The sequence below is a fragment of the Actinobacillus indolicus genome, from assembly GCF_004519515.1.
Classification (GTDB): Bacteria; Pseudomonadota; Gammaproteobacteria; order Enterobacterales; family Pasteurellaceae; genus Glaesserella; species Glaesserella indolica_A.
In genome coordinates this window covers 1,121,674-1,147,408 of record NZ_CP038145.1, presented here as the reverse complement: position 1 = coordinate 1,147,408, position 25,735 = coordinate 1,121,674, and the positions used below count along the sequence as shown (strand labels likewise).

Here is a 25,735-nt window from a genome sequence, read left to right as displayed (position 1 = left end):
ATTATGCAAAATTTCAAACATTTACCAGAACCCTTCCGTATTCGTGTGATTGAACCCGTAAAACGTACTACCCGTGAATATCGTGAACAAGCGATTTTAAAAGCAGGGATGAACCCGTTTTTATTAGATAGCGAAGATATTTTTATCGATTTGTTGACTGATAGTGGTACAGGTGCAGTCACTCAAGATATGCAAGCGGCGATGCTACGTGGTGATGAAGCTTATAGCGGTAGCCGTAGTTATCACGCGTTAGCCAATGCCGTCAAAGAGATCTTTGGCTATCAATATACGATTCCAACCCACCAAGGACGTGGTGCGGAGCAAATTTATATTCCTGTTCTGATTAAAAAACGTGAACAAGAAAAAGGCTTGGATCGTTCAAAAGCGGTCGTTATTTCTAACTACTTCTTTGATACTACACAAGGTCATAGCCAAATTAATGGCTGTACAGTGCGAAATACCTATACCAAAGAAGCCTTTGATACGGGCGTTCGTAGTGATTTCAAAGGCAACTTTGATCTCGAAAAATTAGAGCAAGCGATTTTAGAAGCCGATCCGAAAAACGTGCCTTATATTGTGTGTACTATCACTTGTAACTCTGCTGGCGGTCAGCCCGTTTCTATTGCAAATATGAAGGGAATGTATGAAATTGCACAAAAATATGATATTCCAGTCGTAATGGATTCCGCTCGCTTTGCAGAAAATGCCTACTTCATTCAACAACGTGAAGAAGCCTATAAAGATTGGACGATTGAACAGATCACCTACGAAAGCTATAAATATGCTGATATGTTGGCAATGTCAGCGAAAAAAGATGCGATGGTGCCGATGGGCGGTTTACTCTGCTTTAAAGATGATAGCTTCTTTGATGTTTATACCGAATGCCGCACACTCTGTGTAGTACAAGAAGGTTTCCCAACCTACGGTGGCTTAGAAGGTGGAGCGATGGAGCGTTTGGCAGTCGGCTTAAAAGACGGTATGCGTCAAGATTGGTTAGCATATCGTATTAACCAAGTGCAATACTTGGTTGATGGCTTGGAAGCGATTGGTGTAGTGTGCCAACAAGCGGGCGGACACGCTGCGTTTGTCGATGCAGGTAAGCTCTTACCACATATCCCTGCAGAACAATTCCCAGCTCAAGCCTTAGCCTGTGAACTTTACAAAGTTGCTGGTATTCGTGCTGTAGAAATTGGTTCATTCTTACTTGGACGTGATCCGAAAACGGGTAAACAGCTACCTTGCCCAGCAGAATTGCTACGTTTAACCATTCCACGAGCAACCTATACTCAAACACATATGGATTTTATTATTGAAGCGTTCCAAAAAGTGAAAGAAAATATTAACAATATCAAAGGATTAACCTTCAGTTATGAGCCAAAAGTGTTAAGACACTTCACTGCCTTATTAAAAGAAGTGGATTAAATAGAAACAAGGGGTAAGTAAACACGATTTCAGACAGCTACATCGTAGGGGCGGACCGATGTGTCCGCCCGTTCGAAACGCTGAAAATGAACTTCCCCCAATCAAAAGGAGAAAAAAATGAGTAAACAACCTTCTGTCTTTGGCGGTGCGTGTATTATTGCAAGTGTCTGTGTCGGTGCAGGTATGCTTGGATTACCCAGTGCGGGAGCTGGCTCTTGGACGATGTGGACCATCCTCGTCATGTTGCTCACCATGATTATGATGACACTATCTGGCTGGATGTTATTGGAATCCTATAAACAATACGATATTCGTGCCTCATTCAATACCGTCACGAAAGCGGTGTTAGGCAACCAAGTCAATGTTATTAACAATCTTGCGGTTTACTTCGTCGGTGGAATTTTGCTGTACGCTTATATCACATCATCTGGCTTGATCTTGCAAGATTTACTAGGGTTAGATAGCAAAATTGCTTCGATCTTGTTTGTCTTCGTATTCGGTGCTTTTGTGTGGCATTCCACCCGTGCCGTTGACCGAATTTCTGTGCTGTTAATTGTTTTTATGGTGCTCAGTTTCGCCTTCAGTATTTTCGGTTTAACGAGCAATATCAGTCTTGAAACCTTATTTGACAGCGCAAAAACGGAAACGTCTGAATATGCTAAATACGCTATGATGATGCTCCCTGTGGCATTAACATCCTTTGGTTATCACCACTCTGTGTCATCTATGCGTGCTTATTACGGCGAAGAGAAAAAAGCCTCCCGAGCGATTTTATACGGTACATTAATTTCGCTATTCTTATATCTTGTTTGGCTATTAAGCATTTTCGGCAATTTACCACGAGATCAATTCGCCCCAATTATCGCAAGCGACGGCAATATTGATGTATTGCTAAAAACCTTAGGTGGCGTAATTGATTCACCGCATATCAAACAATCACTCAATGCCTTCTCTATGGCTGCAATTCTCTCATCTTTTATCGGTGTAGGATTAGGCGTATTTGACTTCTTGGCAGATTTCTTCAAGTTTGAGAACAGCAAAGCAGGTAGAACAAAAAGTTGGCTAGTTACTTTCTTACCGCCATTAATACTGTCCGTATTATTCCCGTTCGGCTTCTTAAAAGCGATTGGCTATGCAGGTGCAGTGGCAACTATTTGGACTTGTATTATCCCTGCAATTCTAGTCTACAAAGTCCGCCAACAAAACCCGAACCAACAAGGCTTTATCGCTTGCGGAGGGTCACTAATGGTTGGTGCATTAATTCTGTTCGGCATCTTAGTCGCTGCCTTCCACTTCTTAACCATGTTCGGCATGTTGCCAGTATTTAAAGGCTAAAACACAAGCGGTCAGTTGTTGCAAAAAATTTGTAAGAACTGACCGCTTTGTACTCTATTTGAACAATGAGAACCACTACTTAAAAAAGAATAATTATCAATAATTAACTTATTGATTTCAATCATATTTTTCCCAATTTCCCTCCTTTTAGTTTGGATATTTTTCATATTTAGGACTACACTTTCACTCAAACTAAAGTCATAAATTTAGGAGGAAATATGGAGAAATTACATCTTACGCCTAATGTGACGCGCCGAACCTTTCTTAAAGGCTCTTCTGTTGGTGTAGCCGCATTGGCAGCTGATCTTGCCGTACCATTTAATGCAATGGCAAATCCTGTACCACAAACCAATACAACAAGTGATGAAAAAATTGTCTGGAGTGCTTGTACTGTAAACTGCGGTAGTCGCTGTCCGCTACGCATGCATGTCAAAGATAATAAGATCACCTATGTGGAAACAGATAATACGGGGACAGATACCTATAATCTTGATCATCAAGTAAGAGCTTGCCTTCGTGGACGTTCTATGCGTCGCCGTGTGTATAATCCTGACCGTTTAAAATATCCAATGAAACGGGTTGGTAAACGTGGTGAAGGCAAATTTAAACGAATTAGTTGGGATGAAGCTCTCAAAGAAATTGCTCAATCCCTACAGAAAAACATTGCCAAATACGGCAACGAAAGTATTTATCTTAATTACGGAACAGGAACTCTTGGAGGTACTGTAACCAAATCTTGGCCACCTGGTGCAACCCTTGTTGCACGTCTAATGAACTGTATCGGTGGCTACCTCAATCACTATGGCGATTACAGTACTGCTCAAATTGCTGTCGGTTTAGATTATACCTATGGTGGAGGCTGGGCTTTGGGTAACGGTATGGCGGATATTGAGAATAGCAAATTAGTCGTACTATTCGGCAATAACCCTGCAGAAACCCGTATGAGTGGCGGTGGATTAACCTATTGTATTGAGCAAGCAAGGGAAAAATCGAATGCAAAACTGATCATCATTGACCCACGCTATACAGACACAGGTGTTGGACGTGAAGATGAGTGGATCCCTATTCGCCCTGGTACTGATGCTGCACTTTGTTCTGCACTTGCTTATGTGATGATTACCGAAAATTTGGTAGATCAACCTTTCTTAGACAAATACTGTGTTGGCTACGATGAGAAAACATTACCTGAAAATGCACCGAAAAATGGACACTATAAAGCCTATATTTTAGGACAAGGCGATGATGGAATTGCCAAAACACCTGAATGGGCATCGAAAATTACAGGTATTCCAGCAAATAGAATCATTAAATTAGCCCGTGAAATTGGTAATACAAAGCCTACTTGCATCTCTCAAGGTTGGGGGCCACAACGCCGTAGTAATGGGGAGCTAATTTCTCGTGCCATCGCTATGTTAGCAATCTTAACAGGAAATGTTGGTATTCATGGTGGAAATACAGGTGCAAGAGAAAGTGGATATAAAATTCCTTTTGTTCGTATGCCTACCCTTGAAAATCCTGTAAAAGCAAGTATACCAATGTTCTTATGGACAGATGCTATTTTCCGCTCTCATGAAATGACCGCTAAAACAGATGGTATTCGTGGTGTTGAGAAATTAACCGCACCGATTAAAGTGATTTGGAACTATGCTGGTAACTGTTTAATTAACCAACACGCTGATATCAATCGCACTCACGATATTCTACAAAATGAAGAGCAATGTGAGTTGATTGTCACCATCGACAACCATATGACATCAACCGCAAAATATAGCGATATATTACTACCAGATTGTACTGCATCAGAACAAATGGACTTTTGTATGGATGCCTACGTCGCAAATATGAACTACATTATCTTTGCGGATCAAGTAATAGAGCCTTCCTTTGAATGCAAAACGCTATATGACATGATGAGTGACTTAGCAGAAAAACTAAATGTCAAAGAACAATTCACAGAAAATCGCAGTCAAGAAGAATGGTTACGCCACTTATACGCTCTATCTAAAGAAAAACTTCCTGAATTACCAACATTTGAAGAATTTAGAAAACAAGGGATTTTCAAAAAACTTGATCCGAATGGTTTCTATGTTGCCTATAAAGATTTCCGTGAAGATCCAGAGAAAAACCCATTAAGCACGCCATCGGGTAAAATTGAGATCTACTCATCACGTCTTGCGGAAATTGCAAAAGAGTGGACATTGCAAAAAGATGAAGTCATCCACCCGCTTCCAATTCATGTGGACAGCTTTGAGCATTTCGGCGATCCGTTAATGGAAAAATTCCCATTACAGCTCACAGGTTTCCACTATAAAGCACGTACTCACTCAACTTACGGCAATGTAGATGTATTGAAAGCTGCAAATCCACAAGAAGTTTGGATCAATCCAATTGATGCGGAACCTCGTGGTATTAAAAACGGCGATATGATTCGTGTCTTTAATGATCGTGGTGAAGCGCGTATTCACGCAAAAGTGACCCCACGCATTATGCCTGGTGTTGTTGCATTAGGGGAGGGTGCTTGGCATGCCCCAGATAATAACAAAGTAGATCACGCAGGTTGTATCAATGTGCTGACGACACAACGTCCTTCACCGTTGGCAAAGGGCAACCCGCAACATTCTAATTTAGTACAGATCGAGAGAATGTAAGGAGTGAATAATGAAACAATTTGGCTTTTATTTTGACTCAGACCGTTGCACTGGTTGTAAAACCTGTGAACTTGCTTGTAAGGATTACAAAGATCTCGGTACTGAAGTGAATTTCCGCCGTATTTATGAATATACTGGCGGTACTTGGACAGCTCAAGCGGACGGTTGCTGGGAGCAAAATGTATTTAGTTACTATATGTCTATCTCTTGCAACCACTGTGATGATCCTGCCTGTGTTAAGGTCTGCCCGACAGGTGCAATGCATAAAAATGCTGATGGCTTTGTGGTGGTTGATGAAAAAACCTGTATCGGTTGCCGTTATTGTAGTATGGCATGTCCTTACGATGCACCGCAATATGATGCACAGAAAGGACATATGACCAAATGCGACGGATGTTATTCTCGAGTGAAAGAAGGAGATAAACCGATTTGTGTCGATGCTTGCCCATTGCGTGCTTTAGACTTCGCTCCGATTGACGAGTTGCGTCAAAAATATGGCAATCAAGCTTCTATCGCACCACTACCACCCGCAGATTTGACTCAACCGAACTTAGTGGTTAAACCAAATAAAAATGCGAAACCAAGTGGCGATACCAGCGGTTTCTTAGCTAATCCAAGAGAGGTGTAAGATGAACGGACTACACGAACTTCCACTGATTCTATTTACCGTGTTCGCACAAAGTGCTGTCGGTGCATTTTTACTGTTTACTTTCGTACTTTGTCAGGCTGAAAGTAGCAAAAGCCGCCAATATGTGCATAAAGTAATGTTTGTTGTATTAGCATTGCTTGGTATAGGTTTTGTCGCATCTATTATGCACTTAGGCTCACCGCTAAGAGCCTTTAATTCACTTAATCGCATCGGTAGCTCAATGCTCAGTAATGAAATTGCCAGCGGTGCATTGTTTTTTGCTCTTGCAGGTTGTTACTGGTTACTTGCTATTTTAAACAAAATGCCGCAAGCCTTAGGCAAATTATGGTTAGTGGTTACATCTCTTGTCGGTTTGGTCTTTATGTATATGATGGCAAATGTCTATCAAATCAGCACCGTACCAACATGGTATACACCTCTAACATCTTGGGCATTTTATTTAACCGTTGTTGTCGGCGGTTCGGCTTTAGGCTATACATTATTACAGCCAAACAGCTATAAAGAGTATTGCTTAAAATGGGTGCCTTATCTCTACTGGATCGGGGTTGTATTAGTGGCAATTACCGTGATGTATCAAGGAGCAAGCCTTGCCAACATTCACTCATCTGTCACACAAGCGGTCACTTTAGTCCCAGATTTTGCACCTTTAATGGCATTACGTTTAGCCTTACTCGGTTTAGCTGGATTTATCTTCTTGCGTAGCAAAAATACCGTTCTGCTCGTAGTTGCCGTCATTTTTGCACTCTTCGCAGAGCTGGTAGGACGTACACTATTTTATGGCTTACATATGACAGCAGGAATGGCGATTGCCAGTTAATGAGTGACTTTATCAATACTCAAATAGGACGTATCATTACGTCCTATTTTCTTCATAAGGATTATTATGCAACCTGAATTACAACAATGGATTTCCATTACTGGACGCTTGCTTGGCACATTATTTTACTTTGAACCCAATAGCGAACAGGCACAAAAGGTATTGTCGTTTTTCAATCAAAATGACTGGGCAGAGCAGTTAGGCGTTGAGCCGTCTGCAAAAATAAACCAATTATTAGCCAGCCAAACAGATTTAGCAGAGCAACATCAGGCAATGTTTATCGGTCCAAATACCTTGATTGCACCGCCTTGGGGTTCAGTCTATCTTGATCCTGAAAGCGTTATCTTCGGTAATTCACTACTTGAATTGCGTGCATTTTTACGCCAGCACCAAATCGAATTTTCACTCAATTTAGCTTACGACGAACCTGAAGATCATATCGGTTTGATGTTGTTACTCTCTGCTTATTTAGCTGAAAATAACCCTGAATTGCTGAATACGTTTTTAAGTAAGCACTTCTTCACTTGGTCAAAACGCTATTTACAGCTGGCAAGTGAACAGACGGAATACCCGTTCTACCAAGGTTTAGCATTGCTGACACAACAGGTATTGCAAGTGTGGCAAGAACAGTTGCTCCTGATTGTGCCGAATGTCACTTTCTATCGTTAATTTTCTATGGCAAAAGATGAACAGTATTATCAAGCCTATCTGTCGATGAATACTATTTCACGCAGAGGGCTATTTCGCGGTTTGCTTGGCGGTACGCAAAAAAGTGTGAGTACGGAAATCGCTCGCCAAGTAGCCCGCCCGCCGTTTGCTTGCCCTGAACATCTGTTTGTATCGGTATGTAACGGCTGTGGTGACTGTGTGAGCGTCTGCCCCTATGGTTTAATTCAATTACAGCAAGGCAAAGCAACACTCGAAATTGATTATTCCGCTTGTGATTTTTGTGGGAAATGTGCCGAAATCTGTTCAACCAATGCGTTAAACCTCGCTTTCAAAGCCGACACAGAACTACGTCCCGTTTTTAATCAACGTTGCCTTAAAAAAAATAAACAATCTTGCGATACTTGCCAACAAGCCTGCCCGCAGCAAGCGATTTTGTCTGATTTAACGTTAGATAATGAAAAATGTAACGGTTGTGGGGAGTGTAAGATTGCGTGTTTTGTGAATGGTATCGAACTAAAAATCTAGGGCTTGCTGATATTTTAAGGTTATAAAATCATCAAAAGATATTTATTTAACATCCCTGCACGGCAAAGCCGTACTGGGTTACGCATTTTGCGTGCTAGGTATAAAATTAGAAAAACAAGCGGTCAGTTGTTGCAAAAAATTTGCAGAAACTCACCGCTTGTCTATTTATAGAAACTATTCAGCGTCTTCTTTCGCCCATTCTAATGAACGTTTCACCGCACGTTTCCAGCCTTTGTAGCGTCTTGCACGTTTTTCTTCATCGTTATCTGGTGAGAAAGTTTTTTCAACTTCTGCTTTGCCGCGTAATTCTTCTAAACTACCCCAGAAACCTGTCGCCAAGCCTGCAAGGTAAGCCGCACCGAGCGCTGTCACTTCTAGTACTTTAGGACGCTCTACTTTAGCATTGAGAATATCTGCTTGGAACTGCATTAAGAAGTTGTTCGCAACCGCACCGCCGTCAACGCGTAAGGTTTCTAATTTCTCGCCGCTGTCCGCTTGCATTGCATCTAACACTTCACGGGTTTGGTAAGCGATAGATTCTAATGTCGCACGCACAATGTGGTTACGGTTTGCACCACGAGATAAACCGACGATAGCACCACGCGCATACGGATCCCAATATGGCGCACCCAAACCAGTAAATGCAGGCACGACATATACACCGTTTGTGCTATCAACTTTAGTGGCGAAGTATTCAGAGTCACGAGCGTCGTGGATGATTTTGAGTTCATCACGTAACCATTGGATTGAAGCACCAGCCATAAAGATTGAGCCTTCTAGGGCATAGCAAGGTTCACCTTTGGCGTTACACGCAATGGTGGTTAATAGACCGTTTTTCGATTCAACCGCTTGAGCGCCTGTATTCATCAACATAAAACAGCCTGTGCCGTAAGTATTTTTCGCTTGACCTGCTTCGACACAAAGATGTCCGTAAAGTGCCGCTTGTTGGTCACCAGCAATCCCTGCAACAGGAATACGCACACCGCCCATACCGCCAATGTTGGTCTGTCCGTAGATTTCAGAAGAATTTTTCACTTCAGGCAACATTTCATGTGGAATATCTAATAGTTCCAACATTTTGTCGTCCCACTGTTTTGTGTGAATGTTGAACAACATTGTACGAGAAGCGTTGGTGTAGTCAGTGACGTGGCTTCTTCCTTGAGTTAATTTCCAAACTAACCAAGTATCGACTGTACCGAATAATAATTCGCCTTTTTTCGCACGTTCTCTCGCACCTTCTACGTTATCCAAAATCCATTTTACTTTTGTGCCAGAGAAGTAAGGGTCTACCACTAAACCTGTTGTTTTACGGATGTAATCTGCATGACCTGCTTTTTTCAATTCATCACAGAAAGACGAGGTACGGCGACATTGCCATACAATCGCATTGTAAATCGGTTTACCTGTTTCTTTTTCCCAAACGATGGTGGTTTCACGTTGGTTAGTAATACCGATTGCAGCAATCTCATCGGCTTTAATCCCTGCTTTTGCAACCACTTCATTTAAGGTCGAACTTTGGCTTGCCCAAATTTCCATTGGGTTATGTTCAACCCAACCCGCTTGTGGATAAATTTGAGTAAACTCACGTTGTGCTACTTCAACAATATTTGCATTTTTATCTAATAAGACGGCACGAGAACTTGTTGTACCCTGATCTAATGCAATGATGTATTTTTTAGTCATAGGGTCTCTTCTGAAAATTATTTAAGGTTACATAGTATATTTTTTAAGAAAATAAAAACGGTTAGTTATTGCAAATATATTCCAATAACTAACCGCTTATTTAAAAAGTAACGTTATTTACCTTTTTTCAAAAACTCTACCCCAGTATCAGGGAAGTCCGTAAATACCCCCGTTGCACCTGCTTTATTTAATAAAGCATCATACATTTCATTTACGTTAGTAAAGAACTCTGGTAGTGCATCTTTACGTACAGTGTATGGGTGAAGTTCCATTTTATATTGGGCTAACTCTTTAACTAATGGAGTATAGACAATGTTGCCCTTTTTAGATTGTTTGTCGTCAATGAGCATGTACCAACCCGGTCCAACGCCGTCTGCATATTTCGCTACTTCGGCCATCGCTCCTGGTTTAAACATCCAGTCATAATCGTAATTTACCCATTTACCTGATTTGTCTTTTTCTTCCGTTTCATGCCAGTCAGTGTAAGCCACTAATTGTACAAGTTTCACGTCCATACCAAGTTTTGGTAGCAATTCTGTTTTGATGCGTTTTAACTCGTTGAAGTCAAAGGTTTGTAGATAAACAAGGTCTGATTTTTGGTCATAGCCGTATTTTTTCAATACTTTTAAGGTTTCTAACGCAATGTCTTTGCCTTCTTGGTGGTGTAACCAAGGCGCTTTGATTTCAGGGTAGATACCGATTTTTTTGCCTGTGGATTTTTCTAATCCTTGAATAAATTCAATTTCGTCTTCAAAGGTATGAATTTTGAAATTCGATTGCCACATTGGGAAGCGGTTTGGATAAACTTGAACTTGTTTGCCATTTTCTACACTGAAGTTTTCGGTCATTTCAAGGGTTTGGATTTCTTTTAAGGTGAAATCCGCCACGTAATAGCGTCCATCTTTTCTCGCACGATTTGGGAATTTTTTCGCGACATCGGTTAAGCCATCAAGGAAATGGTCGTGGATAACAATTAAGCGATTATCTTTAGTCATTGCAAGATCTTGCTCTAAATAATCCGCTTGTTGTCCAAATGCGAGAGCTTTACTTTCTAAGGTATGTTCTGGTAAATAACCACTTGCACCACGGTGTGCAATAATCAGTTTATCTGACTGTGTTGCGACTAGGTTTGAGGTTGAGCAACCTGCTAATACTGCTGTTGCTACTAAACCTAATGCAAATTTTGTGAGTTTCATACTGTTTTCCTCTTTTTATAGATATAAAAAGGAAGACTAGAGAGTCTTCCTTTTAATCGTTAATTATTTGCCGTAGCTATCTTCTAATTTCGCTTTATGTTTGCCCTCTTCAAGCATAACGATAAGCATGAGTAGTACTGCTAATACACCACCAGCGATCATGACATAGAAGCCACCGTCCCAGCCGTAGTACTCTGCTGCCCAACCTACTACCGCAGAAGCAGATACTGTACCACCTAAGTAACCGAATAAACCGGTGAAACCTGCTGATGTACCCGCTGCTTTTTTCGGTGCAAGTTCAAGTGCGTGCAAGCCGATTAACATTACAGGGCCGTAGATTAAGAAGCCGATTGTGGTCATCAGGATGAAGTCCATTAATTGATATGGGTTTTCATACCACGCTTTGCCTGCATATTGAGCCAATTCTGCTTCAGGTGTGGCCGGGTTCATCCATAAAGCAACAACAGCTGCTGTGGTTAAAATCATAAACACGAAACCAGTTAAACCACGTTTACCTTTGAAGATTTTGTCGGATACCCAACCGCAGAGTAATGTACCTGGGATTGCCGCAAGTTCATAGATAATATAAGCCGATGCGGTGCCTTTGATATTGAAGTGTTTGACTTCGCCCAAATAAACTGGTGACCATTTCAATACACCATAACGGATTAAGTAAACAAAGACGTTTGCGATGGCGATATACCACAAGAGTTTATTTTTCAATACATAAGTGAATAAAATCTCTTTGGTGGTTAATTCAGTTTCAGATTTTTTCTCATCGTAATCATCTGGGTAATCGTTACGCCATTTTTCAATTGATGGTAAACCGCAAGATTGTGGTGTATCTTTCATCATAAAATAGATTGGCACTGCCGCAATCATTGCTGCGATACCCGGATAGTATAACGCTTGTTGCCATACGTCTTTCGCGGTTGCTTCTACGCCATAGGTGTTGAAGTAAATTGCACCAGCAAGAATCACCATCAAGCCCGGTACCATACCGCCCACGTTATGCGCACAGTTCCAAATAGACACGATCGTACCACGCTCGGATTTAGACCACCAGTGAACCATCGTACGTCCGCACGGCGGCCAACCCATACCTTGGAACCAACCATTTAAGAAGATCATCACGAACATTACTGCGATACCTGAGGTTGCCCACGGCATCAAGCCCATCATTGTCATACACAAGCCGGATAACAATAAACCGAATGGTAAAAAGACTTTTGGGTTTGAACGGTCTGACATCCACGCCATCACGAATTTAGATAAACCGTACGCAAGACCAGCCCCCGTACCAATGATACCGAGTTCTGCCTTGTTGTATAAGCCAGCTTCAATCAAACCTTTTTGAGCTAAATCGAAATTCGCACGAACGAAATAATATGCTGCGTAACCAAAGAAGATCCCTGCAAACACCTGCCAACGCAAGCGATTATAGGTCGAATCTATCTTCTCTTTTGGTAGCTCCGCAATGTGCGGGGCTGGTTTAAAAGGACCAAACATAGAGCCTCCAACTAAGAATAAAAATGTTTGTTTATAGACAAAATTAATATCTATTTGTGTGAAAATTCACAGAGTAAAAGAGTCGCTAATGATAAAGTTTTTCAAAAAAGAAAAAAGAAATATTTCTCCATTTTGTGAGGTAGTTCACAAAACAAACTTTCAAAATTAAATAAAAAAGTGAAAAAATGTGATTATTATCACAAATTTAATTTCTTTTTCGCTCATTTTATTGTTTATAAAGAATGATTAAGGATAAAATACATTCAAATTATTTTGTTTTATGTTTATTTTGTGGGGGATAAGATGAATATATCACCAAAAATGTATAAAAACGTGGCTGATTTTTCACCCTTAACAACGGATGTGATTATCATTGGTGGCGGAGCTACAGGCGCAGGGATTGCTCGTGACTGTGCTTTACGTGGTATTAACTGTATTTTGCTTGAGCGTCGAGATATTGCGACAGGGGCAACAGGACGTAATCACGGTTTGTTGCACAGTGGGGCAAGATATGCGGTAAATGATAGAGAATCTGCTCGAGAATGTATTGAAGAGAACAAAATTCTACGCAAGATCGCTCGTCATTGTATTGACGAAACGGAAGGACTATTTATTACTTTACCTGAGGATGATTTAGCGTACCAAAAAAACTTTTTACAAGCCTGTAGCGAATCAGGCATTGAAGCGGTTGCTATCGATCCAAAACTTGCGATGCAAATGGAGCCTTCGGTAAATCCAGCCCTTGTAGGTGCAGTGGTTGTGCCTGATGGCTCAATTGATCCATTTCGCTTAACGGCATCAAATATGTTAGATGCTACAGAGAATGGTGCGAAAGTCTTTACCTATTGCGAAGTGAAAGGGTTAATCCGTGAAGGTGGTAAAGTGATTGGCGTGAACGTTTATGACCATAAAAACAGAGTGGACCGTCAATTCTTTGCCCCTGTTGTTGTAAATGCTGGTGGTATTTGGGGACAAGGCATTGCTGAATATGCCGATTTGAAAATCAGAATGTTCCCTGCCAAAGGCGCATTGCTGGTGATGGGACACCGTATCAACAAAATGGTGATCAACCGTTGCCGTAAGCCTGCCGATGCGGATATTCTTGTTCCAGGCGACACTATCAGCGTTATCGGAACAACATCAAGCCGTATTCCCTACGATCAAATCGACAATATGATCGTCACCCCTGAAGAAGTCGATATTCTCTTTAGAGAAGGCGAAAAACTTGCACCAAGTTTAAGACATACCCGTGTATTGCGTGCTTACGCTGGGGTTCGCCCGTTAGTGGCTACCGATGATGATCCATCAGGACGTAATGTCAGCCGTGGTATCGTCTTGCTCGATCACCAAGAGCGTGATGGCTTAGAAGGCTTTATTACTATTACAGGCGGTAAGTTAATGACCTATCGCTTAATGGCTGAGTGGGCAACGGATCTCGTTTGCAAAAAATTAAACAAAACCGACCGCTGTGTTACTGCAGAAAAAGCCTTACCTGGTTCAAGTGAAAGCCGAGCGGAAACCAACAGCAAAGTCATTTCACTGCCAAGTACCATTCGCTATTCTGCAGTTTATCGTCATGGCTCTCGTGCTACTCGCCTGTTGGATAAAGAACGTCTTGACCGCTCTCTGGTTTGTGAGTGTGAAGCGGTCACCGCAGGGGAAGTTCGCTATGCAGTGGACGAGTTAAGTGTCAATAATCTTGTCGATCTACGTCGCCGTACCCGCGTTGGTATGGGAACTTGCCAAGCAGAACTCTGTGCCTGCCGTGCCGCTGGGCTGATGACCCGTTTTGAAGTGGCAACACCACGGCAATCCACCACTCAACTGGCTTCTTTTATGGAAGAACGCTGGCGTGGGATTGAGCCGATTGCGTGGGGCGATGCCATTCGAGAAGCCGATTTTACCAGTTGGATCTATTACAGTTTATTAGGTCTAAATGATGTGCAACCGCTTGCAGAGCAAGCTCAACAGGGGACAGATAGCAATGAATTTTGATGTAGTCATTATCGGTGGCGGTCTTGCAGGCTTAACCTGTGGGGTTGCCCTACAAGAACAGGGTAAACGTTGTGTGATTATCAACAATGGTCAAGCGGCGATTGATTTCTCTTCGGGTTCAATGGATTTACTCAGCCGTTTACCAAGCGGAGAGTTTGTCGCTGATTTTTGCAAATCCTATGCAACTTTCGCAAAACAGTTGCCACAGCACCCTTATAGCTTACTTGGCAAAGAGAAAGTGCTTGCCAAAGCGACACAATTTGAACAACTTGCCACATCGCTCAAGCTCGATTTAGTCGGCTCTACCGCACAAAATCATCTACGAGTAACGCCTTTAGGTGGCTTGCTTGGGGCGTGGTTATCGCCAAATAGCGTGCCAACAGTCAAAGGTAGCGAACCTTTCCCTTATAAAACGATTGCGATATTGGGGATCGAAGGCTATCACGACTTCCAGCCACAACTGTTAGCCGATAACCTAAAACAGAACTCACAATTTACCCACTGCGAATTAAGCACTGGCTATCTCAACATTCCAGAGCTTGACCAACTGCGTAACAATGCCCGTGAGTTCCGTAGTGTGAATATCGCTCAAGTGTTAGAACACAAATTGGCTTTCCGTGATCTTGTGGCAGAAATCAAAACGGCAACCAAAGGGGCAGAAGCGATCTTCTTACCAGCTTGTTTTGGCTTGGACGATCAAAGTTTCTTCAACCAGTTACAACAAGCGGTGGAAGCGACGATTTTTGAATTACCAACCTTACCGCCATCACTACTCGGCATTCGCCAACATAAACAACTTCGCCACCGCTTTGAACGCTTAGGCGGTTTGATGTTAAACGGCGACAGAGCATTAAGAGCCGATATTGAAAATGGCAAAGTACAACGGATTTACACCCAGCTTCACCAAGACAATGCGATCAGTGCAGAACATTTTGTACTCGCCACAGGAAGCTATTTCAGCAACGGCTTGAAAGCAGATTTTGATCGTATTTTTGAACCAGTGTTCCAAGCCGATATTATCGGTTGCAAAGATTTCAACGAAACCGACCGCTTGTCGTGGACAGCTAATCGCTTTTCATCGCCACAGCCGTATCAATCCGCAGGGGTAGCGATCAACGAAAAATGCCAAGTTCGCAAAGAAGGGCAATTTATGGCGAATTTATATGCAACTGGCAACGTCATTGGCGGTTTTAACAGCCTTGAATTAGGCTGTGGCTCAGGTGTGGCAGTGGTAACGGCACTTGCCGTTGCAGAAGAAATTGTGGGGGCATAATATGAACAACATTCAACGTTTAATCGAACAAGCTCAACAAAATACCCATTCTGCCGTTGTTCATCACGGTTTTGATGAGTCCTTTGAAAGTTGCATTAAATGTACCGCTTGTACGGCGGTTTGCCCTGTTTCGCGTAATAACCCGATGTATCCAGGCCCGAAACAATCTGGCCCAGATGGTGAGCGTTTACGCTTAAAAAGCTCTGAACTTTATGATGAAGCACTCAAATACTGCACCAACTGCAAACGTTGCGAAGTAGCTTGTCCGTCTGATGTCAAAATTGGTGACATTATCGTACGAGCGAGAAACCGTCATTTAGATCGCCAAAACAAACCGCTAATGCACAAACTGCGTGATGCGATTTTAAGTAATACCGATCTGATGGGTAAAATGAATACCCCTTTGGCTCCGATTGTGAATACCATTACGGGTCTAAAAGCAACCAAATTCTTGCTTGAAAAAACCATTAAAGTGAGCCGTCATCGCTCATTGCCAAAATATTCATTTGGCTCATTCCGTAACTGGTATATGAAAAAAGAGCAAGAACGCCAAGCCCTTTACCGTGAAAAAGTGGCGTACTATCACGGCTGTTATGTGAACTATAACAATCCACAACTTGGCAAAGAGCTGATTGATGTATTTAACGCCATGGACATCGGCGTTGTGCTACTCGAAAAAGAGAAATGCTGTGGCTTGCCATTGGCTGTAAATGGTTTCCCTGAAAGAGCAAAAGGATTAGCGAAATTCAACCTGGCGGAACTTGAAAAAGTAGTGATGAAGCGAGAGCTTGACGTAGTGGGAACATCATCAAGCTGTACAATGAATTTGCGTGACGAATATCATCACGTTCTAGGCATGGATAATGCCAAAGTCCGCCCACACGTTCATATCGTCACCAAATATCTCTATGAACTGTTTAATCAAGGCAAAAAACCAAAATTCAAACAGATGCCATTACGCATTGCGTATCACACCGCTTGTCACGTTGATAAAGCAGGCTGGGCGCCTTACACCCTTGATGTATTAAAACATATCCCAGGGATTGAAATCGTGATGTTGCCATCACAATGTTGCGGTATTGCAGGGACTTACGGCTTCAAAGCGGAAAACTACGAAACCTCACAAGCCATCGGCAATCCGTTGTTCGAACACATCAACAACGGCGGTTTTGACTATGTGGTGTCCGAGTGCGAAACCTGTAAATGGCAGATTGATATGTCCACCAACTTAACCTGCCTACACCCGATTACCTTGTTGGCGATGGCGTTGGAGAGATAACTCAACCATAGACATGATCTGCACCCCAAAACTTGGACACCTAATTTGAGGTGCAGATTATGTCCCATCCTTATCAATTTCGTTTAGACATTATCAAATTGGTCATCGAGCAGGATGTTGGTATCCGCGAGGTGGCAAAACTTCATCACATTCCCCATTCTGTGGTAATTCATTGGCTAAAAGCCTTTCGTGAAAGAGGACTTGATGGCGTAAAATTCCCCTATAAAAAGCCTCAACCACCGAAAATAGTGAAACAGAAAATGAAAAAGAAAGAAATTGAAGTGCCGGAGCCAACCGACCTTTCGCCCCAAGCGTTTAAAAAACTGCAACGAGAGTTGGCTTATTTACGAGCGGAGAATGCTTACCTAAAAAAGTTGGAGGAGCTAGACCGTCAAAAACAACGGCAGAAAAAAGAGAAATTATCGAAGCGTTAAAAACAAATCATGCATTAAATGATTTACTTCGCGTGGCTAAAATGCCGCGTTCAACCTTTTATTATCAACAGGTTAAGCGCGACTACACACAAGCGAAAGAGGCTATTTTATCGCTGTATCACGAGAGCAAACAGCGTGACGGCTATCGTCCTTTAACATTAAAATTGCGTCAAATCGGCTTGGGTTTGAATCACAAAACCGTGCTGAAATTGATGTACGAATTGTGTATTCGTTCAATATTACGTAAGAAACGAAACGGAAAACGCGGGAAAACGTCACATATTGCCCCGAACGTGCTGAATCGTGATTTTACGGCAACACGACTCAATCAAAAATGGGTGACCGATGTGACGGAATTTCAGATTGGGCAAGAAAAACTCTATTTTTCACCGCTGATGGATTTGGCTAATAGGGAAATTATTGCGTATAATTTTGCTGCACGTCCGAAGTTCTCATTGGTAAAAAGGATGTTAGAGCAAGGACTGAGTCAGCTCAAGCCGACAGATTGCCCAATTATTCACAGCGACCAAGGCGTGTTATACGGCACGGCTGAATGGGTAAAAATGTTGGAAGGCAAGGCAATACAAAGCATGAGCCGCCGAGGCAATTGCTATGACAACGCCGTGATTGAAAGCTTCTTTGCGATATTGAAATCAGAATGTTTTTACTCACGGACTTATACATCAATCGCCGAATTACAGGCAGAAATTGAAGAATATTTGGTGTATTACAACCAAAAACGAATTAAACTCGACTTAAAAGGATTGAGCCCGGCACAATACCGAGCTCAATATTTACGTGAATAACCTGTCCAACTTTTGGGGGGTAGATCAACAAGCGGTTGGATTTGCAAAATATTTTGCAGATCCGACCGCTTGTGATATATCAAACCGATTAAATAAATCGTTCTTTTATCTCTTTACTACCCATTCCAAAAATAACGCACAACATGGAAGTAAATCGGTGCGGCAAAGCAAATTGAATCGACTCTGTCCAACATGCCGCCGTGTCCGCTGATCATATTTCCCCAATCTTTGACATGATGATCCCGCTTAATCGCCGACATTACCAGTCCGCCGAAAAAGCCCATCAGGCAAATAACCAAACCAATTCCCGCTGCTTGCCAATGGCTGAACGGCGTAATCGGCGCCATCAATGCGGCAAGCCCTGTTGCGGAGACAATACCGCCTACGGTACCGGAAATGGTTTTAGACGGTGATAAGGTCGGCATAATTTGGGGACCGCCAATGGACTTTCCCCAAATATATTGCAACACGTCGCTCGCTTGTACCGTCGCAATCATAAAAATTAACAATAAAATATTGTTACTGCTGTCAAAACCGTCCAATTCTAAGAACAACAATGCCGGTACATGTGATAAACAGAAAATACAGATCATCGCCATCCACTGCGTTTTTGCCGCCCGCGCCAAAAACTGCTCGGTATTACCGCTCAAACTCGCGACAATCGGTAAAATCAAAAAGCCGTAAACCGGGATAAAAATCGAAAACATTCCGTACCATTGTGACCAAACAAAATAATATTGTATCGGGAGCAACAAATAAAAGCAGACAACCATACTGTAATAGTCGCTTTGTTTCCGATAAACCAAGGTCATAAACTCGCGTAATCCGACGAAAGAAATTAAAAAGAATAAAATAATCGTGCCGATATGCCCGAACAAAAATGCAATAAACAGCACAAGTACCATTGCCCACCATGCATTGATACGATCAATCAGATTCACGATCGTCGTATTTTGCGCCCCGTATTTTTGTTTCAACAACTCTCCAATCACACTGGCAATAATCAATACGGCAAATACTGAAGCAAAAATATAGCCGACTTGTTGAGAAATCATATACTTTCCTCCTTACCTCTCGGCGCTAATGCCAATAATGCCTCATGGGAACGATCTAAAAACGCCTGCTTTTCTTCACCTTCGTTCAACTGCAACGGTTCTCCGATAATCACATCACACAACAGCGGCACCGGCAGAACTTTTCCTTTCGGTAACACACGGTTAATATTGTTAATCCAAATCGGTACAAACTGTACGTCCGGATTCGCTTTGGCAAGGTAATAAATACCGGTTTTGAACGGCAGTAACGGTACATTTTCATCGGTATTGCGTGTGCCTTCGGGAAAGATGATCAACGAATCTTTTTTCAATGCCTCACTCATCTGCTCCGTAATCTCTTGCGGATCATCACTTTGACGCGGAATCAATAAGGCATTAAACACACTGTCAATAATAAATTCTTTGACTCTGCCCACCCTCCAATATTCTGCGGCGGCAACCGGTCGGGTTTGCAGTCGCCAACGAGCGGGCAATGAATTCCATACTAAAATAAAGTCACCGTGACTACTATGGTTGGAATAGTAAACTTTACGCTCCGGCTCAAAAGTCATTTCATGGGAAGATTTGGTACGGATTCCGGTTAAAAACGAAACAAAGCGGCAGAGCAAATGGTTAGTAAGCCACGCTAAAGGTTTTTTAATCAGCTGTTTCATACTTTACTCCTTAGGCTTGCAAAAAGAGCAAAATTAACTGCACACCACTGGCATACACGGCATTTTTCCAAAGCCGCAAAGCACCTTGCGCCCGTTCTTCAAGCGGTCGGTTTCCTAATGTTTTTTGCAAATCCAATTCGTTTAGCGAACGGTCTAATTCTTCGGTAGTCAGATGGTGATAAGCTAAATCGATAAAAAGTTGCTGGTCGAAATACACTCTAACGTGCAAATAGAGCAATACGCCGGCAAGTATGGTCTGTAAAAGGAATAATCCACCGCCTAATTGAGCGGACAAAATGAAAACAGCAAGATTTGCCACGGCGATATAGCGGGCAGTTGCAAGTAGGTTTGCGGTAACACGGGTATGGACAGACATATTTCCTCCTGAATTCAAGGTACAAGCGGTCAGTTTTCCTCGTTTTTTTGTAAATATTCAATTGTAGCAAGTACGACTTGTTCGGTAGCCAAAGGCAACACGACATGCGGACGAATGCTGCGTAATCGTTCAAGAGCTTGCGGTAAATGTTGACAGCCACCGTAGACAACCAACCATACGAGAATTACCGCTGCGCTGCGTCCGTAGCCTAAGGCACAACACACTAACACATTATACTGTTGGCGATGAAATTGTTGCACTTGATATACAGCGGTAATCAAATCATCCACAGTAGGTGTCGCCATATCCAACATTGGAACGGAAACATAGTTAGCCGGCGGTTTAATACAAGGATATTCCGCACAGAGGTCAACGACCGCATCAAACTGTTTGGCGACAGTCAGGCTACCGATCGCAAGGTTCGTTTGAACCTGCGAGCTTTTCGGTTTTCCCCTCAGCCAAAAGGCGATATTAGTACGAACGCCAATAAGGTAAGGCAATAATAATACCGTCGCTGCCGTACTCAGTTTACCGTTCGGCTGTTTTTGGTACACACGAATACCGCCATAATAAAGCGCGTAGCTGACTAAAAATAATGCCACACTTATCCACAATAACCAAAACCCGCTACCGCCCAATACCACGGCGATAACGCTTACGGCAATCCCACCGAGCAAATACCATTTCATTTGCGCAAAGCGCGAGGCATCAAACCGTCGCCATTTCTGCAACGGGCTCGGCTGCTCATAAGGCAATGCCCAAACGACTAACCAACCGACCAATGCTCCCGTCGGCAAATCAATAAAGTGATGTTGATAGGTGGTAAGAATAGAGACGGCAATTAACCCTAACCAAAGCAGCAACGGAATACGCCACGTTCTCGGCAAATAGCGCCAATAAAACATACCGACAATCACGGTTAAAATAATATGCAAAGAAGGGGCTTGATTATAAGGTTGGTCGAAAGTTGCCAACGAGGCGAATAAATAGCCTGAAATCCCTGTTGTTTCAGGTTTTGTCCAACTAAATTGTAACGGGAAAAGTAAAAAACAGCTCACCGCAATCACTTGCGCCACGACTAAATGCGTAATGTAGCGGTGCAGTTCCTGACGAGAACGGGCAAAAAAGAAGGCAAGTGAATACATCACGTTGAGCGACCAATAAGGTACGATAGTCCACGCTAAAAATGGAATGTGTTGTTCCCATTCATAGGCGATTTCGGGCACGTCCGCCCGTTGTGCGGTAAACCAATTGCTTAAACCGTAACTGGCGTAAAACAACATGCCGACTGCCAGTAAATAGCCTAAACGATGCCGCAGATGTTTCATCATTGCCTTGCTCTCTTATTTGCAAAATAACACGCCAAACCGACCGCTTGTCCGCCGCTAAACGGCATTTACTTTTTCACTGCCAAGCTGACGGTAAATATGCCGTCTTCATCAATCCATTGATGGATTTTTTCAAAACCGGCTTTTTCCACTAATTGATCCATCTCTTGCTGACTACGGCGGCGCATAACCCAATCCGGACTGCCCTCTTTATGGCTGGTTAAACAGCGGGCGATCAGCTCCAACTGTGGGTGCCAAGGCTGCCCGGTGTAAATCAAGTAACCGCCGGATTCAATCGCATCACCGAAACCGTAAATCGAGTTCAATATTAAATCATTATCGGCAAACAGTTCATGTAAACCGGAGACAATTCCCAAGGTCGGACGAGGAGAAAGATCACGATAATTGTTGCGATCATACGCATTCACTTCATCAAAGGTCACCACCCGTTGCAAATTGCGCTCTTCAATCAGCTTCCGCCCCGCCGCCACGTTAATCGGGCTGTAATCCCGCAGACGGACTGAGTCGGGCAAACTTTCCTCCGTTAATGCGTCCAGCACATAACGCCCGTGACCGGAAGCAATATCTAATACATGAACCGGTTTGGATTCCGCCCGAAGTGTTGCCATTGCCATGTGAATCGCTTTGCCGATATTTACTTTGCGTTGCCGAATTCCGCGCCAACCGATTGCATTCAAGTAGTTTTTATCGACCATCAGCCCGAATTTATTCGTTCCCTGCGGCTCATTGCGGTATACATAATCCAAAGTTGAACCCGAATCGTATCCCGTTTCTTTGCCGATTCTGAGTCCTTCGCTCCAATTAGCACCTAATTTCATCAACCAGCGATAAGCCGCCCAAAACGCCCCTCGCGGACTATACGGGGACAATGGCGTTGCCAATTCATCCGCTTCGATACGGCTTTGGCTGTGAATATGCGCCTGCGTAACATCCACGACGGGCAGCGGTTGATTAAAACGCTCACGGATAAAACGGCGCATTTCTTTAAATGCCGCTTCCCGTTGCTCTTCACCCAAGGTATCGTGATAAAAACCGTCTAATACGTGGCGTTCTTTAATATGGCTGCCCAAACGATTGTAAAAATCATGCTGAGGTTTATGGTGAACCACCCAGTCGCTGCCTGAAATCATTAGCTGAATCGGTGTGGTAATTGCCTGTGCATCAGCCACGACACGCTCCGCCGCATCATATAATCCGAGTAAAATACGGACGGAAATTGCACGGGCGATCAACAGATCGTTGTTATAACTGTCTTGTCGCGCCTTATTGTGCGTCAGGTAGTGGGCTTTTACGTAACTGTTGACAAAGAAATTGCCTCGCCATTTATACATCAATTTCAATCCTGCACGGGCAAACGGCACATACAATTTCACTTTAAACGCCGGTGAAGCCAATACCGCACAACGAATTTTCGGTGCGTAATCATGCAGCCACGTCGACACCAACACCGCTCCGACGCTTTGCGCAATCACCGCAATATTTTCCGGCTGAATACCATATTCCCGCCCGATATGTTGAATAAAATCCTGAATATCGGAAACCGACGTCCCCAAACTCGGGCTGTCACCCCGCTCACCCGGGCTTAACCCGTGCCCGCGCGCATCCCAAGCAAAATAGGCAAAATCATCAAAACCCAGTTCATCGGCAACAAACATCATCCGTCCGGAATGCTCGTGTCCGCGGTGAAATAACACTATCGCTTTGTCCTGACTACCGTCTTTTGCCGGGCGATAACGATAAAACAGTTGAGTGCCGTCTGCAGTCGTGAAATATTTTTCTTGGTCGATATTTTGCATTTGAGGCTCCTTTTAGTCTTGAGCTAAACCGCTTTTAACACGTCTATAACAGGTAATGATAAGTGCCAAACAGGCCAACCACATCAGCACATTGAAAAGAAAATGAAATTTACCGGCAATGGCATACCATAATGCTAACGCACCGATAAAAAAGGCGCGATCACTTTTACCAAACGGCCCGTCATAGCGACGACCGTTACCGTGCGCCTGCCCTAATACCCCGCAAAATTCTGTCATTGCGGCAAGAAAGATAAATAAGCCGATTTGAAAGCCGTTAAACGGTGCAATAAAGGCAAAGGGCAAGTAAAGCGCCGCATCGGCGACCACATCGGTAAGCTCGTTTAAATAGCCGCCGAGCTTGGATTTCCAGTTAAATTCACGTGCCAGCATACCGTCAATTGCATTAAATGCCATACGTAAAAACAGCCAAATTGGTAACAACCAAAAAAGTGCGGAAGAGAAAGAAAAGAGACTGAGAAATCCGCCAAGGAAAACGGAAACCCAGAAAGCAAACAGGGTTACTTGATTGGCGGAAACACCCAGTTTATCAAGTTGGTGGACAATAGGACGGAGTAAATCCTGAAATTTAGGTTTAAGTGCATAAATGCTCATAATCTACACCTTCTATTGTTGATATCTTGTGCTATAGTAGCCATTAATTCCGCTAAAAACAAGTGATTCAACCGGCAAAAAGCTTGAAATATCAAAGAAATAAATCAATTGATCGAAAACGGCAAGCGGTCTGATTCCACGGATTTTTTGCAAAAAACAGACGAAAACTGACCGCTTGTTTATCCACATTAGATTTTCAAACAGAGATATTTCATTTCTAAAAACTCTTCAAGACCATATTTCGATCCTTCTCTGCCTAAACCAGACTCTTTTACTCCGCCAAAAGGCGCGATTTCGTTACTGATCAAACCTTCATTAATCCCCACTATGCCATATTCTAGTGCTTCTGATACTCGCCAAATACGGCTCATATCTTGTGTGAAGAGATAAGAGGCTAAACCAAACTCGGTGTCATTTGCCATTTGAATGGCCTCTTCTTCCGCTTCAAATCTGATAATTGGCGCGAGGGGAGCGAAGGTCTCTTCATGAGCAATCAACATAGATTGTGTCGCATCTCGTAACAAGGTTGGCTCAAAGAACGTACCACCTAATGCACTCGGTTTTCCGCCCATCATGACTGTTGCGCCTTTTTGAACCGCATCTTCAATATGGCGTTGCACTTTTTCTACCGCAGATTGCGTGATAAGAGGCCCCATTGTGACGCCTAGTTCATTTGCACTTCCTAATTTTATTTGAGCCATCTTCTGTTTGAATTTTGCAAGAAACTGTTCATAAATACCCTCTTGCACATAAATTCGGTTAGTACAAACGCAGGTTTGCCCACTATTACGGAATTTAGAAGCAAAAACACCTTCAACGGCGTTATCCAAGTCTGCATCATCAAACACAATAGACGGCGCATTTCCGCCCAGTTCTAAAGCGAGTTTTTTCACAGTACAAGCGGATTGTTCCATTAAAATTTTTCCAACTCGAGTAGAACCTGTAAAAGTGACTTTACGCACAATAGGGCTTTCGGTAAGGACTTTACCCACAGCAACAGCATCAGTACTGGTGACAATATTTAACAACCCTTTCGGTAAGCCCGCTTGATGAGCAAGCTCTGCCAAAGCTAAAGCTGAAAGGGGCGTTTCTGCTGCAGGCTTCACAACAACGGCACAGCCTGCCGCCAAGGCTGGAGCGGCTTTACGAGTAATCATCGCATTAGGGAAATTCCAAGGAGTGATAGCTGCGACAACACCGATCGGTTGTTTAATCACCATCAGCCGATGATTGGTTTTATCCGACGGTAAAATATCACCGTAAATCCGTTTGGCTTCTTCTGCAAACCATTCAATAAAACTAGCGCCATAAGCAATCTCACCACGACTTTCGGCAATCGGCTTGCCTTGCTCTAAACTCAAAATTTGAGCCAATTCTTCTTGGTTTTGCATAACCAACTCAAACCAACAGCGTAAGATATTTGCCCTCTCTTTAGGTAATACTTTCGCCCATGCTTTTTGTGCAACTTCAGCAGCAAGAATAGCTTGTTCTGTCTCTTTTTCCCCTAAATCTGAGACTTGGCAAATTTCTTCACGGGTTGCAGGATTGGTGACAGAGAACGTTTTATTATTCAGAGCATCAATAAAAAGGCCATTGATATAAGCTTGTTGTTTTAATAATGTAAAACGATTCATTGCATCCTCCAATTAAGTCT

General features: G+C 42.9%; 22 protein-coding genes. 12 read left to right on the top strand and 10 right to left on the bottom strand.

What is annotated here, in order from left to right; translation table 11 throughout:
* The first annotated feature begins 3 nt into the window (after nt 1-3).
* The 7 genes from tnaA to napF all read left to right on the top strand — a co-directional run bounded on the left by tnaA (nt 4) and on the right by napF (nt 8,065).
* Nucleotides 4-1,422 carry a tryptophanase gene (tnaA, locus tag EXH44_RS05600; protein WP_162856605.1) on the top strand — a complete coding sequence of 473 codons (1,419 nt, stop codon included), beginning with the start codon at nt 4-6 and terminating at the stop codon, nt 1,420-1,422.
* 117 nt (nt 1,423-1,539) lie between these two features.
* Nucleotides 1,540-2,757 carry an aromatic amino acid transporter gene (locus EXH44_RS05595; protein ID WP_162856604.1) on the top strand — a complete coding sequence of 406 codons (1,218 nt, stop codon included), beginning with the start codon at nt 1,540-1,542 and terminating at the stop codon, nt 2,755-2,757.
* A gap of 218 nt (nt 2,758-2,975) precedes the next feature.
* Nucleotides 2,976-5,405 carry a DMSO/selenate family reductase complex A subunit gene (locus tag EXH44_RS05590; RefSeq protein ID WP_162856603.1) on the top strand — a complete coding sequence of 810 codons (2,430 nt, stop codon included), beginning with the start codon at nt 2,976-2,978 and terminating at the stop codon, nt 5,403-5,405.
* Between the two features lie 10 nt (nt 5,406-5,415).
* Nucleotides 5,416-6,033 (top strand): DMSO/selenate family reductase complex B subunit, encoded by a 618-nt coding sequence (locus EXH44_RS05585; RefSeq protein WP_162856602.1) that lies wholly within the window; start codon nt 5,416-5,418, stop codon nt 6,031-6,033.
* A gap of 1 nt (nt 6,034) precedes the next feature.
* Entirely contained in the window at nt 6,035-6,871 is an 837-nt protein-coding gene (locus EXH44_RS05580) for a DmsC/YnfH family molybdoenzyme membrane anchor subunit (RefSeq protein ID WP_162856601.1), read from the top strand.
* 66 nt (nt 6,872-6,937) lie between these two features.
* On the top strand, nt 6,938-7,540 hold the full coding sequence (gene dmsD, locus EXH44_RS05575; RefSeq protein ID WP_162856600.1) for a Tat proofreading chaperone DmsD: 603 nt from the start codon (nt 6,938-6,940) through the stop codon (nt 7,538-7,540).
* A gap of 6 nt (nt 7,541-7,546) precedes the next feature.
* A complete protein-coding gene (gene napF / locus EXH44_RS05570; RefSeq protein ID WP_162856599.1) occupies nt 7,547-8,065 on the top strand; it encodes a ferredoxin-type protein NapF in 519 nt (172 codons plus the stop codon).
* 174 nt (nt 8,066-8,239) lie between these two features.
* On the opposite strand, the gene glpK is transcribed toward napF, so the two are convergent.
* The 3 genes from glpK to glpT form a co-directional block, all read right to left on the bottom strand.
* On the bottom strand, nt 8,240-9,748 hold the full coding sequence (gene glpK / locus EXH44_RS05565) for a glycerol kinase GlpK (RefSeq protein WP_162856598.1): 1,509 nt from the start codon (nt 9,746-9,748) through the stop codon (nt 8,240-8,242).
* Between the two features lie 113 nt (nt 9,749-9,861).
* Nucleotides 9,862-10,944, bottom strand: coding sequence for a glycerophosphodiester phosphodiesterase (gene glpQ, locus EXH44_RS05560; RefSeq protein ID WP_162856597.1), 1,083 nt, complete (start codon nt 10,942-10,944; stop codon nt 9,862-9,864).
* Nucleotides 10,945-11,007: 63 nt separating this feature from the next.
* Nucleotides 11,008-12,453: a glycerol-3-phosphate transporter gene (glpT, locus tag EXH44_RS05555; protein WP_162856596.1), complete on the bottom strand. Its 1,446-nt coding sequence runs from the start codon at nt 12,451-12,453 to the stop codon at nt 11,008-11,010.
* 303 nt (nt 12,454-12,756) lie between these two features.
* On the opposite strand from glpT, the gene glpA reads away from it, so the two are divergent.
* Genes glpA through EXH44_RS05530 form a run of 5 tightly spaced genes read left to right on the top strand, consistent with a single transcriptional unit; the run spans nt 12,757 to nt 18,240 of the window.
* Complete coding sequence (glpA, locus tag EXH44_RS05550; protein ID WP_162856595.1) at nt 12,757-14,448, top strand: anaerobic glycerol-3-phosphate dehydrogenase subunit A; 1,692 nt, start codon at nt 12,757-12,759, stop codon at nt 14,446-14,448.
* Entirely contained in the window at nt 14,438-15,721 is a 1,284-nt protein-coding gene (gene glpB, locus EXH44_RS05545) for a glycerol-3-phosphate dehydrogenase subunit GlpB (RefSeq protein WP_162856594.1), read from the top strand. The genes glpA and glpB overlap by 11 nt, the downstream gene beginning before the upstream one ends.
* A gap of 1 nt (nt 15,722) precedes the next feature.
* Entirely contained in the window at nt 15,723-17,000 is a 1,278-nt protein-coding gene (gene glpC / locus EXH44_RS05540) for an anaerobic glycerol-3-phosphate dehydrogenase subunit GlpC (RefSeq protein WP_162856593.1), read from the top strand.
* Nucleotides 17,001-17,059: 59 nt separating this feature from the next.
* A complete protein-coding gene (locus tag EXH44_RS05535) occupies nt 17,060-17,434 on the top strand; it encodes a helix-turn-helix domain-containing protein (protein WP_162856592.1) in 375 nt (124 codons plus the stop codon).
* On the top strand, nt 17,419-18,240 hold the full coding sequence (locus EXH44_RS05530; RefSeq protein WP_162857531.1) for an IS3 family transposase: 822 nt from the start codon (nt 17,419-17,421) through the stop codon (nt 18,238-18,240). Before EXH44_RS05535 ends, EXH44_RS05530 begins: the two co-directional genes overlap by 16 nt.
* Before the next feature lie 116 nt (nt 18,241-18,356).
* Here EXH44_RS05530 and EXH44_RS05525 read toward each other — a convergent pair whose 3' ends face one another.
* From EXH44_RS05525 to EXH44_RS05495, 7 genes are all read right to left on the bottom strand, one after another.
* Nucleotides 18,357-19,295, bottom strand: a complete 939-nt coding sequence (locus EXH44_RS05525) for a phosphatidate cytidylyltransferase (protein ID WP_162856591.1) — start codon at nt 19,293-19,295, stop codon at nt 18,357-18,359.
* Nucleotides 19,292-19,948: a lysophospholipid acyltransferase family protein gene (locus EXH44_RS05520; RefSeq protein WP_162856590.1), complete on the bottom strand. Its 657-nt coding sequence runs from the start codon at nt 19,946-19,948 to the stop codon at nt 19,292-19,294. The genes EXH44_RS05525 and EXH44_RS05520 overlap by 4 nt, the downstream gene beginning before the upstream one ends.
* 10 nt (nt 19,949-19,958) lie before the next feature.
* On the bottom strand, nt 19,959-20,324 hold the full coding sequence (locus tag EXH44_RS05515; protein WP_162856589.1) for a hypothetical protein: 366 nt from the start codon (nt 20,322-20,324) through the stop codon (nt 19,959-19,961).
* 29 nt (nt 20,325-20,353) lie between these two features.
* Nucleotides 20,354-21,655: a phosphatase PAP2/dual specificity phosphatase family protein gene (locus EXH44_RS05510; RefSeq protein WP_162856588.1), complete on the bottom strand. Its 1,302-nt coding sequence runs from the start codon at nt 21,653-21,655 to the stop codon at nt 20,354-20,356.
* A gap of 65 nt (nt 21,656-21,720) precedes the next feature.
* Complete coding sequence (locus EXH44_RS05505) at nt 21,721-23,469, bottom strand: bifunctional alpha/beta hydrolase/class I SAM-dependent methyltransferase (protein ID WP_162856587.1); 1,749 nt, start codon at nt 23,467-23,469, stop codon at nt 21,721-21,723.
* Between the two features lie 12 nt (nt 23,470-23,481).
* Nucleotides 23,482-24,081 (bottom strand): CDP-alcohol phosphatidyltransferase family protein, encoded by a 600-nt coding sequence (locus EXH44_RS05500; RefSeq protein WP_162856586.1) that lies wholly within the window; start codon nt 24,079-24,081, stop codon nt 23,482-23,484.
* Nucleotides 24,082-24,269: 188 nt separating this feature from the next.
* Complete coding sequence (locus tag EXH44_RS05495) at nt 24,270-25,715, bottom strand: NAD-dependent succinate-semialdehyde dehydrogenase (protein WP_162856585.1); 1,446 nt, start codon at nt 25,713-25,715, stop codon at nt 24,270-24,272.
* Between the last annotated feature and the right edge of the window lie 20 nt (nt 25,716-25,735).